This window comes from Paracoccus sp. DMF (assembly GCF_004407025.1).
Taxonomy (GTDB): domain Bacteria; phylum Pseudomonadota; class Alphaproteobacteria; order Rhodobacterales; family Rhodobacteraceae; genus Paracoccus; species Paracoccus aminovorans_B.
This window is the reverse complement of record NZ_SOKV02000022.1, coordinates 1-13,382: the sequence shown is the minus strand read 5'-3', so window position 1 is coordinate 13,382 and position 13,382 is coordinate 1. Positions and strand designations below refer to the sequence as shown.

At 62.6% G+C, this 13,382-nt stretch carries 10 protein-coding genes and 2 pseudogenes; 7 read left to right on the top strand and 5 right to left on the bottom strand.

What is annotated here, in order from left to right; translation table 11 throughout:
• Nucleotides 1-159: 159 nt before the first annotated feature.
• The 4 genes from E3D03_RS12610 to E3D03_RS12595 form a co-directional block, all read right to left on the bottom strand.
• Nucleotides 160-1,476 (bottom strand): McrC family protein, encoded by a 1,317-nt coding sequence (locus E3D03_RS12610; protein ID WP_114350554.1) that lies wholly within the window; start codon nt 1,474-1,476, stop codon nt 160-162.
• Complete coding sequence (locus E3D03_RS12605; RefSeq protein WP_220269863.1) at nt 1,476-3,971, bottom strand: AAA family ATPase; 2,496 nt, start codon at nt 3,969-3,971, stop codon at nt 1,476-1,478. The genes E3D03_RS12610 and E3D03_RS12605 overlap by 1 nt, the downstream gene beginning before the upstream one ends.
• Before the next feature lie 649 nt (nt 3,972-4,620).
• Nucleotides 4,621-7,071 (bottom strand): SIR2 family protein, encoded by a 2,451-nt coding sequence (locus tag E3D03_RS12600; protein WP_263567237.1) that lies wholly within the window; start codon nt 7,069-7,071, stop codon nt 4,621-4,623.
• A 300-nt stretch (nt 7,072-7,371) separates the two neighbouring features.
• Nucleotides 7,372-7,812, bottom strand: coding sequence for a hypothetical protein (locus E3D03_RS12595; protein WP_263567236.1), 441 nt, complete (start codon nt 7,810-7,812; stop codon nt 7,372-7,374).
• A gap of 263 nt (nt 7,813-8,075) precedes the next feature.
• On the opposite strand from E3D03_RS12595, the gene E3D03_RS12590 reads away from it, so the two are divergent.
• Nucleotides 8,076-9,347, top strand: coding sequence for a tyrosine-type recombinase/integrase (locus E3D03_RS12590; protein WP_263567235.1), 1,272 nt, complete (start codon nt 8,076-8,078; stop codon nt 9,345-9,347).
• Between the two features lie 3 nt (nt 9,348-9,350).
• On the opposite strand, the gene E3D03_RS12585 is transcribed toward E3D03_RS12590, so the two are convergent.
• Nucleotides 9,351-9,953: a hypothetical protein gene (locus E3D03_RS12585; RefSeq protein WP_263567234.1), complete on the bottom strand. Its 603-nt coding sequence runs from the start codon at nt 9,951-9,953 to the stop codon at nt 9,351-9,353.
• A 626-nt stretch (nt 9,954-10,579) separates the two neighbouring features.
• Between E3D03_RS12585 and E3D03_RS12580 the strand changes: the two genes are divergently transcribed.
• The 6 genes and pseudogenes from E3D03_RS12580 to E3D03_RS12555 form a co-directional block, all read left to right on the top strand.
• Complete coding sequence (locus E3D03_RS12580) at nt 10,580-10,828, top strand: helix-turn-helix transcriptional regulator (protein ID WP_263567233.1); 249 nt, start codon at nt 10,580-10,582, stop codon at nt 10,826-10,828.
• Complete coding sequence (locus tag E3D03_RS12575) at nt 10,825-11,064, top strand: hypothetical protein (RefSeq protein ID WP_263567232.1); 240 nt, start codon at nt 10,825-10,827, stop codon at nt 11,062-11,064. Before E3D03_RS12580 ends, E3D03_RS12575 begins: the two co-directional genes overlap by 4 nt.
• Nucleotides 11,061-11,456, top strand: a complete 396-nt coding sequence (locus E3D03_RS12570; RefSeq protein WP_263567231.1) for a VRR-NUC domain-containing protein — start codon at nt 11,061-11,063, stop codon at nt 11,454-11,456. The genes E3D03_RS12575 and E3D03_RS12570 overlap by 4 nt, the downstream gene beginning before the upstream one ends.
• Entirely contained in the window at nt 11,453-12,460 is a 1,008-nt protein-coding gene (locus tag E3D03_RS12565) for a helix-turn-helix domain-containing protein (protein ID WP_263567230.1), read from the top strand. Before E3D03_RS12570 ends, E3D03_RS12565 begins: the two co-directional genes overlap by 4 nt.
• Nucleotides 12,461-12,465: 5 nt before the next feature.
• A pseudogene (locus tag E3D03_RS12560) lies at nt 12,466-12,930 on the top strand (DNA cytosine methyltransferase); the annotation flags it as partial.
• A 46-nt stretch (nt 12,931-12,976) separates the two neighbouring features.
• Nucleotides 12,977-13,382: pseudogene (locus E3D03_RS12555) on the top strand (DNA methyltransferase); the annotation flags it as partial.

Sequence of the window (13,382 nt, the reverse complement as noted above, 5' to 3'; positions counted from 1 at the left end):
CGCCTCGACCGCAAGGCAGCGCCCGGCCCGGTTCACAGCTTCACAAGGTCAAAGAGCCGCAGGGGATTCGCTGCAGGGACATGGTGGCACGGCGGGGCCTCATCTGTCGCGCCCGCCGATGGGCACAGTTGTGCACCTGCCAGGGCGTGCCCTTCGCCATCACGGCAGTGCGGGCGACATTTCTTCGATGCCAGTCAGGATCCGGCCACGAACGCGATCCAAAAGGTCGGCGCCAGTGGAGATGTCGAAGCTCGCCGTTTCCAGCAGTGTTTCCTGACCCGTCACCCGGAACCGCGCGCGGATCCCTTCTTCGTCACCCAGTCCCGCATGGTGGGGATAAAGCAGCGTCAGCCGCGGGGCCTTGTAGAGGTGGGCATAGGCCATCATCTGATAGACGTCCGCCTGGGAGACCCCCTGTTTCGGATCGTCGATCCGGTCGGAAATGCGTTTCCACTTGGTGTCGATCACATGGGCGACCTGACCAGCGCGCCAGATCAGGATGTCGGGCTTGGTCTGAAACACCGCCCGATCATCATCAAGCGACGTCAGACAGAACAGGCGGCCACCCTGCAGGGTCACGCGGAATTCGGACCCTGCCAGCGCCCGCGCTACCAGACGGCCTATGTATTCCTCGAACAGGGCATTCATCTCGAACAGCAGTGCCGCTCCCTGCCCTGAACCGGCACTGGTGGTCTGGTATCGGTTACGCAGGAACAGCTGCGCCATTCCAAAGAGTTCCTGCCACGCGCTGTTCGTGCGGTCGATGACAACATCGTCCCACCGCAGGGCGGGGACCTGCACCTCTGCGACATCGGCATAGACGAAGGCCAGTTCCCGCAGCCGCTGCACATTCGTCGCGTTGCGCGACATGCCCGCCAGATGCGCGATGGTCGCCTTCATGATGCGGTTGAGGGCGATATCCTCGGACAACTCGTCATAGCGGCACGCCAGGCGGCCCGGGTTTGCAAGATGTCGGGTGAACTGACGCGGGATATCCAGCGATCCCCGCAAGGTCGGCAGGTCGTCGTCGTGGAGGGTATAGCGCCGTGGCATGCCCCGGCGCACCGCCTCGGTCAGCTTGTCGCAAAAGATGCGGATCAGGATTTCCAGCAGCGTTTCGCGCTGCCAGTCGAGGTCGGTCATGCGTCCAGTCTGGATCTTCAGGTCGAGGGCCACCGCAAGCATGTGGACGAGGCGCTTGCGGATTTCGCGCGTCTCTTGCGCTGAGCCTTCCTTTTCGCCGACGTCGATCTTCGGCAGGATTTCCAGTGTGCAGCCCGGCACCGCCAGAACGCCAACCACCCCACGCGCCCGCAGATCATGGCGGCGATCCTCCAGAACGCCGCCGCCGCCGCGCCCGGCGAAGGAGGATGCCTTGGCCAGTGCCACAAGGCGCTGGGCCAGGGGCGGCGGAATGCATCCTTCCCCATCGCCATGGGGCAAAGTCTCCCATTCGCGAACGGAGTAGGCGGGCATCAGGCGGCGAACTCGGAGAAGTCGAACTGGTCTTTCACCCGCCAGCGCAGTCTTTCACCGCTGAAATCATCAGCGGCGATGCCGGGAGGCGCGGCCAGGCGGCGGGCTTCCAGAAACCGGGACGGGCCTTGCGGGCCATCGCCCAGAACGGCAGCCACCTTCGACCAATCCTCGTAGAAGTATTCGGACAGGAGGGGAATGACCTTGTGCCGCATGACGTCCTCGACGGCCCCAAGCGATGTGCAGCCAGTGAAATAGGCGTGCCCGATCTGGTGTTCGCGGTCGAAGAGATACTCGATGCGATCGTTGATCGTGGTCAGCAGTTTCTGCAGGTTGATCCCGCCGACATTCGGGGACAGGACCGCCGGGTTCGGCATCAATTCCTTGAAGGTGAACCGACGGCGCAGGGCGGTGTCCAGCAGCGCAATCGAGCGGTCGGCCGTGTTCATGGTGCCGATGATGTGCAAGTTCTGCGGCACGCCGAAGCGCTTCTTCGAATAGGGCAAGGTCAGCTGGATTTCGTCGCGCCTCCCGAGCCGCTTGTCCGGTTCCAGGAGCGTGATCAATTCCCCGAAAACCTTCGAGATATTGGCACGGTTGATCTCATCGATGATCAAGACGAAGGGTGTTTCGTCGCCAGGTTCTGACGCCCCGAGCGGAACTCCAGCGTTCAACAGCTGCTTAATGGCCGCAATATCCAGCCGGGCCTTGCTCAGAGAATAGATCGTATCGCGCGCGAATTCCGAGTCATGGATTTCCTGCCATGGCCGACCTTCAGGATCGGACCAGATCCAGTTCACCGCGCGCCGGTGATTGTAGCCGGTCGAGCGCTGCTGATATTCATAGGGCCCCGAAACAATCCCGATGGCCCTGAAGCGTGACTTGCCCTTCGAGACGATGAATAAGTCACCTTCCTGAACTTGATTGCGGAACATATGGAGCATCCGCGGCTCCTTCGGTTGAGAGCCAGGTTCGGTTTCCAGTCGACGCTCGATTTCCTCGAAGCTGTCGTACTTCGGATCAGTCCAATCGACGGAATTGAACCCGAACAGGGCAATGCCTGTTTCGAGGCTTTCCTCGAAGACCTGCTCACCGGATTTGTCGCTCATGCTTCCGAGCGACATCTGAAAGACATTGCGTCCCTCCAGCGAAATCGGCTCTCGGCCAGTGTTCGGCGTGGCCTGTGGCATGGCGCGCGCAAAGGCGCCTGTCCCTGCGCGCCGCGCGATACGCTGAAAAATTCCGGCAACAGGCTCCAGACGAAAGCCCGCGCCATTATCCGGAACTTCCTCTCCATCGACGCTGGGCCTCAGCCCCTCGACAAATTCCTCGTATGACATCGATTGGTGGAAGGTCACGAACTCGATCCGGCCCTCGGACATCAAGCGCCGGTATTCTGCCATCAACCGATATCGGTTCTCTTCGCCAAAGAGATCAGCGACAACAGCGTCGCCCAGACAGATGCGAACCGCCTCCCACGCTGTCTGGTAGGTCTTGCCGGTGCCGGGAGGTCCGTAGAGGATCAGGTTGGTGGTCGCAGTATGAACGGCGTGCGGCATGGGCTTGTCCTTCGCGGCCCCGTCCTGGGTCAGGACGAAGGTGTATTCGGTCGTGGTGCTGCGTTCCGGCCCGGACCGTGTAGGCGCCGGTACCGAGGCAAGCTTCTGGAACATCTCGCCTTCCAGCGCCTGGCAGACGTTCGCCCAGTTCTTCACAAGGCCCGCCATGTCATGCAGGTCTCCGGCGCGGATCGTAACCGCAGAAAGCCCGGCTTCCCGAGCAGGCTCGATGAAGTAGTTCAGGGCGACGAGCCGCGCGCGTTCCGCCCCGCGCATCAGATGGGTGTGTTGGTCGGGAAGCGGCAACGGCGTGTCATGCTGATCGACGATGACGTAGCCCGCGGCATGCAGCCTTGCAGCCGCATCCCCTGGTTGGCTCCACCCGCCATTGAATGTGCTCGCCGCCTTGCCCAGAAGGTATCCGACAATCGGTTTCGTCGGAAAGCGCTTGTCCTGGCGCGGGCGGGTCGACCGCACCCAAAATTCCTTTGGCTCTCCGAAGCTTGAGAACGCATCGGCATGGGCACCTGACGTGCGAAACTGGTCGTAGGCGTCCATCGCAGCCTCGATCCGGTCGCGAGAGAAGGCGTCATCCTCACCCCCTGCTCCCTTGCGAAGTATCCGGTATCCCAGAGCCTCAAGTCTGGCGAAGGATTGCGCCTCTCCGAAGCCGTTGAAGAACTCCTTCGCTGCGAGGGCGCAGCCATCGGGTAGATGCCCCAAGGCGGCTGCGACTGTCGCCTTCGCCGGATAGGACTGCTCCTTGCCACCATCGCTGACCCAGACTTGCGGGCTTGCAAAGCCACCGCCGGCGAGGAAGGCCTTAAGGCCCAACTGATCGCACTCCCGCATCGCGGCATCGACTTCCTTGCGGGTGAGGCGGTCGACCAATGCCTGGTGTTGTGCCTTGTCGGGCACATTGGACTGTTCGGTCAAGGGCAGAATCCGTCGTCGTCAATTCACCGTCTGGAACCACGGGCCGATGATGGCCGGAAGCAAGGAGGTGCGCAACTGCGAGTTGCCCGCCGCTGCCTGCGGCTGCGGGCTTATGCGTCCTGTTGCGGTTTTTCTGGTGTCGTGTTGATGTGGCGTTGATGTAGAGTGGGACGCCGATAACCCGACGGTTTACGTCAGGTTCTAACTTGCTGATATCTTGTGATTTTTTGGTTGCGGGGGCAGGATTTGAACCTGCGACCTTCAGGTTATGAGCCGCAACTCAGCCGACACCGCCATGTCAATCAAATCAGACACTTACACCGCATGCCCTTGAATTCATTGAATTACTGGCAGGAACTCGAAGGATACAACCGCGCTTCAACGGACGCGAGCGCGTTCAAATTGAATTCTCGGGTTGACCAGGCGTTGACAAGCGATCCTGATCATTCGCGAGGGACCATCGCTACAGCCCGAGAGCCGATCACGATGCGAAGTGCAGGGAGCGGTCTTAACGGCCTCTGGCTTTATGGGGGGCTGGTCGTGGTGAGCCTTCAAGGCGGGCCGGTGTAAGAACAGATGATCAGATCACCTTGGGGAGTGTCTCTGTCGCAGATGCAGAACAATCCCCAAGCAGATCACATTTTCTCTCTCAAAATCGCGAGCCAATATTGTCGAGCGCAGATTGGGCTTTGTCCCTTTGATATCCCGAAGGAAGCACGCCGACTCGCTTGCGGGCATAGTCTGCGAGCTGATTCAGCGCCGTGTCGATCAATACTTTGTGCCCGTCGCTCAATTGGTGACCCACCACGCTATAGGTTCGCAAAATCTCTGCAAGAGTCTCGAACGGATAGTGCTGCGGGTCGTTCTGGCGCAGGATCTTGCCAGTCAGTTCGATTGCTTCTTTGAAATCCCTGAATAGGTCGACCCCGATGCGGGTAGTTTTCTCCGCCCGCAACATCAAAAACTTTGCGCGCCGGTCGTCCAGTTGGCGACGGTCGAAAGTGTTTCCTGTGCGGCGTTCGAATTCGTTGGCTTCACCATATCCCTGTTCGAGAAGCTTCTCGGCGACGGGAAGTTCGCCTGCCGCACATTTAGCCATGTGCCATTGCAGCCAAAAAAGCGGCATTCGCCTGATTTGTTGCTCCTGCTTGTTGTGTTCGAAGAACCTGTCGATCTCACCCCTGTCGGTGACGACATCGGAAAGGATGGAAAACCGCATCATCTGATTGAACATGCGCTGTTCGAAAGGGTTGCGATAGGTTGCCGCGAGGTTCATTAACAGAGGAACGATAGCATCCACGATTTCGGCATCGTTGAACAGATTTTGCAGTATGTTCTGGGCCCCGATCGAGGGTACGGTCTGGATGATCTGACCGGTACGGCGCACGAGGCGGAAGGTGTCACTTCCGGCTCTAGCATTCAGCCGGTCGATGATGGCACCATAGTCCGTTTCCATCGCATTGCTGAGGAAGGAAACTGGTGCGTTCTCACCGATATGGGCGAAATAGAGCGCGATGATGATCGCTGCTCGCTCGGTCTGGCTGAGTGAAAGCTTATTGAATTCTTCACGATACCGATTTGTAACGTAGTCCGACCTAAGCAACCGCATCAGGAAATGCGGTAGACTTGCCTTGCAGGTGCTCTGGATGAAACGAAGCCGTGCACCGGGATCAAGGGCATGAAAATCACGCCACCCAGCGATCTGATCGGCGAGGTCGCTCAGAGCGCGTGCTTCGTTCTCGTTGAGACTGACGAGGGGTATTTTCCGGAAACTGCCGAAGCCTTCGAGCGATGCGAGGCCAATAGGGCTGGCGTCGACAGCCACGGCCCGGCTGGTGAGGATCAAAACGCCGTGCTGCCCATCAAACTGACGCGCGATGCTGGCAAGCCGGTCTACTGGCAGATCAAAGCAGTTCTCGATGATCAGTGCCGCGTTCGGGGCATGATGAAGAATGTCTGCGACCTCGTTCAGCACGCTCTCATAAGCTTGGCGCATCTGGTAGACCGGTCTGCCCCCCGACAGGCGATAGGCAAGATCGGTTGTGAGCAGGGTCTTGCCATCACAGGGATATCCCTCAAGAAGCACGATCCGGGCGTTACCTGCGATGGCAGCCAGTGTTCCCAGGATGGCGGTGCGCTGTATGTGGTACTCAGATACATCGTTGGACGCGTCCCGCGCGAGCTGCGAGGGTTCGACCTTTCCGTAGAGAAGCAGGTCTTCGATCTGGGCTTGCGTGGGAACCGTAGCCGCGGGATCCGGAGGTGTGTACTTCGCAAAACTGACGAGGCGTGGCTCTTTCGGTGCATCCTTCGCCAGAAGTCCTCTGATGATGGTGGCAAGTCCGGCCCGGCCGGTGAAGAGCGGCGTGCCGAGCCGCTTTTGAGCCGCGGTGACATCAGGGTCGGCCTGGGCCGTCGGGCGATTGATGAAGAAGGATTTCTCACGCAAGCCTGTCAGGTCATTGATCGCTTGGTTGAGGTGGAAATCGCCGGCATTGAAACCGACAAAAACCACGATCTGAGCCTGGTCGATGTCGCGTCGAAAGCGGTTGAACCACTTTTTCACGAAGGTGAGCTTCGCGTAGCTTTCGGCGCCGAGCACGCAGCTTTCACGAATGTTTTGTATGTCCCATTTCTGCACATAGCCGTGCAGATGGATGATCGGCAGATTTGGCGTTGCCGTGTCGGCTTGGTCCGTGTTGTTAAGAGCCTCGACCGATTTTTGCGCGGCATGTGCCGCAATCTCGAGCGCATTGTCATAATTTGTCGTGTAGACCGCTTGCCAAGGGTAGCGTAACAGATCGGCCATATCAGAAGTCACGTTGGAAACGGTGAAACGCTCTTTCAGGAGTCTCATCATGCCGTTGTCGGCAATCTTGTCCCACAGGGCATCCGTAGCGTTTTGCAGATCCTTGTATGGCGGCTTCTGACTGAGTTCGGAATTGAACAGATTGAGCAGTTGTGCGCCTGTGCCGAGCGTTTCATCTGGGTTAAAATTCAGACAATCCGCAGAAAATCCGGCACCGCAGAACAAGATACCACCGCCGTTGCGGGCTAGGTTGAGACGCCTTTGAAACTCATCAAATGAGTTGCTCTCCATGGGTTTGAACTCCTAAAGTAGCTTTCATTTGCGGTGAGGAGTGACAGCGTTTTGACTGCGTTCCTACGGTTGTATCATTCCTTATACAGGTCTGCGAACCACATTCAACGGACCCTCCAACCCGCCAGTTACCCCTCAGCCCATCTTTCAGTCCTCTTCCCAATCCTTCCAGCAAGCCATAGTGCGTCGGGCCGAAAAAGCTGAAGGATGCGTTCTTTCAGATTGGATGACCTGCTCCCCTTCCGCTGCTGCGTCCTGCAACTAGCCACGACCAGCAGCTTACCGCCGACAGCCCCGCCCCTACCCCTTCGGCGTCACATCCTTCATCCCTTTTTGCAGCAACAGCGCCACCTGTTCCGCGGTGAACTTGAACCCCTGGCCGTCCGGGATCCGCTCGGCTGACACCGGGTATTTCGGGCGGCGGGGGTCGATGCCGGTGATTCTGAACTGCTCGCGGCCGGTGCTGAACAGGCGACCGTAATCGGCAGGGGAAAGGCCGAAGGCCTCGGCAAGCGCCTCGAACCGCAGACGCTCGGGATCGAGGGCTGTGCCATCCGGCAGTGGGATCGAGACGCGGAAGCTAGCATCGAACCCCCAGCGCAGATCGACGCTGGTGATGTCGCGCGACTCGACCAACAGGCCATGACGGGCGGCGACGGCCTCGCAGGCCTTGAGCATCTCGACTTGAAGGCGCTGACACAGCACGGGCGTCAGGTTTCTCGGGGGCTTGGCGCTGGGCATGGCAGTTTCGGGATAGAGGCGTTCCGAGAGGATTACCTCATGCGCAGATCCCGATCAAACCATCGGCGAAGATGGTGGAGTGCGTCCGTCTTTTCCCAACCCCGCGCACTGGGCCAAGTCGCGTAACACCTTGTTTTTCCTTTCCGGAATTTTCCTCCGACATCCAATTCCACCTTCCGCCTGTATTCCGGTCCCGGCCCCGTGGTCCGACTTGATAGTGGCGCGGGTCTACGCCTGTGTCACAGGGCAAGGAGGCGTGATGGATGGTCAAGAGACTGAAACTGAATGAGAAAGCCCTGCGCGAGGCGGAACCGAAGCCCGGCGTCAGCTATCAGATCTTCGACACGGAGGTGATCGGCTTCGCCGCTCGGGTGCAGGCATCGGGCGCGCGCACGTTCACCATCGACTACCGGCATGCCGGGCGGCAGCGGCGGATGACCATCGGGCGGTGGCCGGAATGGAGCGTCACGGCCGCCCGCGAACGCGCCAAGGAACTGCGCCGCGCCATCGACGAGGGACAGGATCCTCTGGCGATGCGCGACGATTGGCGCGGGGCTCCACGCGTCACCGACATGATCGACCGCTACATCGCCGAGCATCTGCCGAAACTGGCCAAGACGAATGCGGGCGACCAGGTCTCGATGCTGAAGAAGATGGTGGAACCGGCCTGGGGCAACCGGCTGGTGACAGAGATCACCAAGTCCGACGTCGCGAAGTTCCTCGATTTCGTGGCCGAGGGGCGGCCTCGCCCCTGCAAGGCGAAGCCCAACAACCGGGCACGCAAGCTGCAGGGTCACAAGCCCACCCCGATCCGCGCCAACCGCATGGGCGAAGTGTTGCGCAAGATGTTCACGCTGGCGGTGGAGTGGGAATGGCGGACGGACAATCCCGCGCAGGGGTTCCATCGGCGGATCGAACATGCCCGCGAACGGTTCCTGTCGCCAGAGGAACTGACGCGGCTGGCGGCCGTGCTGGATGCCGCAGAGGATCAGCGCGCCGCGGCGATCATCCGCATGTGCATGCTGACCGGCGCCCGGGTGGGCGAGGTCCGGACGGCCCGGTTCGAACAGTTCAACCTCGACTATGCCATATGGTCGAAGCCCGCCTCGACCACCAAGCAGCGCAAGATCCACCGGGTGCCAATCTCGCAGGACGTCGCGGCCATCGTGCGGCTGCGCCAGCAGGCGGTGCCGAGCGGGAACCCGTGGCTGTTCCCCGGCGACACAGTCGGCCAGCCCGTGCGGGAAATCCGCCGCTTCTGGGCCAAGGTGCAGAAGGACGCCGGGCTGGCCGACGTTCGCATCCATGACCTGCGCCACACCTTTGCCTCGCTTCTGGTCAGCGGCGGCGCGTCGCTGGAAATGATCGGCAAGCTCTTGGGCCACAGCCAGATGCAGACGACCCAGCGCTACGCGCACCTGATGGATTCCCCCCTGCGGGCGGGCGTCGACACGGTGGCCAGCCTCCTGCGCCCGCGGCCGCGCCTTGTGCATGACGCGGCGCAGGATGGGACCGACCTGCCGAAATCGGCCTGACCGTCACGCGGCATCCTCGCCGCGCAGCCTGCGCCAGAGCGAGGACAGCCGCTTGCGGACGGTGCTCTCATCCGGCACCTCGCCCGACTTCGAGTTCTGGACGAACCAGTCCTGCACCAACGAAACCAGCGCGGTCTGGGTGTCGGGCACGCCCTTTTCGAACAGGAACCACGTCAGCCACGCATACATTGCGTCCCAATCGTAGCGCGGGCTGGCGCCGATGGTGGAAGCCGGGCGCCGCAGCAGATCCCGCTCCTCCTCGAAGGCTTGCAGCGTTCCGGAATCCAGCAGCAGGTCGGAGGACCGGACCAGCAAGCCTTCGGCCGGATCGGTGATCTTGAGCCAGGTCTTGCTGCCCAGCGGCATGACCCGCCTGAGCCGCGCCTGCTCGTCGCTCGGCCCCATCCGCCGGAACATCCCCATCAGTTCCGCCATCGGCACCTGAACCATCCCGGCCACCGTCTCGTCACCGCAGAGGACCGGAGGAATGCCCGCCACCACATGCAGATGCCCTGCCGCCGCCCAGCCCGCCACATCGGCCGGAGGGCAACCCCAGCGCACGGCGATTTCGTAGATCGAGAAGAATGCGACAGGCGGCAGAGGCATTGGGAAACTCCTTTCAGACATGCAGCATCCTTCGGCCAGGGCCGTCGGCATGCAGGTTACAAATGACCCGCCGTGCCGAGCACGTGGGCTGACTCAGGGGTCAGAGCATGTCGTCGAGGAAAACCGCCTGTATTCCGGAGGCACACCGTGACCGGCGTGCGCATCCGACTGCGTTCGTCTTTTCGATTCTTATGGACTGCTCAACGGCGAATCTACTCAGCTGATGGGCGAGTCTGCAACAGGTATCCCGTGCGCTTCGACCATCGTCGGCGGGTTTCTGTGGATATCGTCGAACGCCCGCGGAACGCGACCGGAACGACCCATTCCGGCAATTCCGCAGCCGGTAGAACCGTTGAATCCGTCCGTATGTCGGTCAGTCGCAGCGCCTTGAAGAGGGCGGTGACGCTGGCGCATGGATCGCCGCCCGGAACCGGCGCGAATGATGGTCGCGGAGGCATCTTCCTGCGGTGATCCTCGCTGGCCACGGTCGCGGCAAACCCAATGAAACAAGGGCCGGAATAGGGTGTCGGCCTTCAATTCCACCTTCCGCCTGTCTTCCGGTCCTCACGCTCTGCTTCGCTGAACCGACCCCCAACCAGAGGGGTGCCGCGCGAATGGAGCAACCGATGAAGGACATTCAGACCGATCTTGAAGAGGACATCCCCGACCTGCTGGCCGACTGGATCAGCCGCGAGCAGCTGGCCCGGGCGCTGGGCCTGACGGCCGACACGCTGTCCCGGTGGGAAGCCCGCCGCCAGGGGCCGCCCTGCACACGCATAGGTCGAAAGACCTTCTACCGCCGCGCCGCCATTCAGGAATGGATCCGCGCGCAGGAACAGGCCCATCCGGTGCGCAAGACGCGGGGGCGGTCATGACCATCCAGCCCCGCACATCCGCCTGGCCCGCTGACCGCGTGGCCGAGGCGCGTGCCGTCATCGCCGACGTCGCGCATCACAGCGATCTCCTCATCCGGCTCGCCTGCAATGTGCTTGTCCAGCATGGCGAGACCCCGGCCGAACGTGCCGATGCCCAGCGCCTGCTGGTGGTCGTCGATGCGCGGCGGGGGGTTGCACGTGCCCAGCGCGAGGATCAGGGGAGGGCCGCGCGATGATGCGCCGTGGCACGCCCGAGGCCGATCTTCAGCGCGCCGTCGTGCAGGCGCTCCGCATCGCCCTGCCCCGCACCACCATCATCCATCACTGCGCCAACGAGGTGACCGAGGCCGGGCCCCGCGGGGCCAAGCGCCAGGCGATCCTCGTCGGCATGGGCGTCCATGCCGGGTTCGCCGATCTGATGGTGCTCTGCGACGGCCGTGTGCTGTTCCTCGAGCTGAAAGCGCCGAAGGGGCGGCTGCGGCCGGAGCAGGAGGCGTTCCGCGATGCGGTGCAGGCGCAGGGTTTCGGCTGGGCGCTGGTGCGCAGCCTCGACGACGCGCTGGGCGCGCTGGCGGACCACGGCTTCACCTCGCGCATCGGCACTGCCCCGCGGAGGCCCGTGCCATGAGTCATGAGGCGACCAACTGGGCCATCAAGCAGCGCGGGTTGAAGCCCACGACGAAGATCGTGCTCTGGCACCTCTGCGACCGGTTCAACCCGGATTACGGCTGCTTTCCTTCGCAGGACCGGCTGGCGCATGACTGCGAGATCAGCCGGTCCACACTGAACGATCACCTTGGCCAGCTCGAGGCCGTGGGCTTGCTGCGGCGGGTGCCGCGGCTTGATCCTGTCACCAAGCGCCAGCTGCCCACCCGCTACATCCTGGGGTTCGAGCCGGGCTTCACACCTGTGGCTGTGGTGCCGTGTCCGGAAATCGGACACGGCGAAGGCGACGATGCGGAAATCGCTGAGATGGTCGAGGGTTCGCGCCTCGATGGTGCTGCCGACGCCCTGCCGTGTCCGGATTTCGGACACGGGGATGAGGCGAGTCCCGTGTCCGATTTTCCGGCCGAGCCGTGTCCGGAAAATGCCGAAAGCCGTGTCCGGATTTCGGACACTAACCCTGTAAGGGAACCACTAAGTAAACCAGTAAAGGAGGAGGAGGGCGCGCAGGCGCGCGAGACGATTTCCGATGAGGTTTTCGGGGACTTGCTCGCAGCACTCGGCCTTGACCCCGACGCCCTGCCCGGCTGGTGGCAAGGCTGGCCGCCCCGGCTGCACGTCCAGCGCTGGCGCGACGAACTGGGCCTGACCGAGGCGGAGATCATCGCCGCGGCCGAGGCCAGCCGCCGGGAGCATCCCGATCCTCCCGATGGGCCGAAGGCGCTGGACCGGGCGATGCAGCGCGCCGCCCAGCACAAGGTCGAGGATGCAGGCCGGGAGCGCCGGAAGCCCAAGACGGCCCCTGCCCCGGCTGCGAAGCCAATAACCGACCTCCCCGCCTTCTACGCCGATCTGGTCAACTCCGACCGCTATCTGCCGGTCAGTGCGATCAGCAACACGATGCGCGACGCGATGCTGGCCCGCGGGCTGGTCACGGCCCAGCGCCTGCGCGAGCGCGGGGTGCGGTGAATGGCATGGTGTCACGTCCCCGGCACGGATTGTCCCTCTGCGCAGGCGGCGGAGGCCTTGATCTGGGCCTCATGCTGGCCGAGCCCGGCTATCACACCCGCGCCTTCGTCGAATGGGAGGACTGGCCGCGCACCGTCCTCATCGCCGCCCAGCGCGCCGGGTACTTCGCCCCGGCCCCGATCTGGTCCGACCTGCGCAGCTTCGACGCCCGCCCTTTCCACGGCGCCTTCGATGCCGTCCTCGCAGGCTATCCCTGCCAACCCTTCAGCGCGGCCGGAAAGCGCGGCGGCGCCGAAGATCCCCGGCACCTGTGGCCCGACGTCGCCCGTGTCATCGGCGAATGCCGCCCTGCATGGGTATTCCTCGAAAATGTCGCTGGGCACGTCACCCTCGGCCTTGAAACCGTCCTGCGAGAGCTTTGGGGCTTGGGCTACACGCCTGCGGCGGGCCTGTTCTCGGCGGCAGAGGTCGGCGCGCCGCATGAACGGCTCCGCATCTTCATCCTGGCCCACACCGATGAGCCTGCATCCCGGCACCGGCAGTTACAACCCGGCCGGGAACAGCGACTTCACCCGAAAGGCCGAAGCGCTGGCGCTGGGCATCGCAAAAGTTCTGCCGAACCACTGGCCCACCCCGGCGGCCCAGAACTGGAAGGGATCGAGCGAGGCCAGCATCACCCGCACCGATGGCAAGTCCCGGATGGACCTGCTGCACTACCGGGCGGAGCAGGGCTTCACCCGCCCGGGCCCGGCGATCTCGCCCGATGGGCCGCGGTCCTTTCCGCACGCCCCGATCTCGCGCCCGCTCTGGGCTTCGATGATTGCCTCGCATGGGCGCGTCGTCTCGCGGCGGATCCTGAAGGGCCGGTCGCGACGGCGACTGAACCCGATCTTCGTCGGATGGCTGATGGGCTGGCCCATCG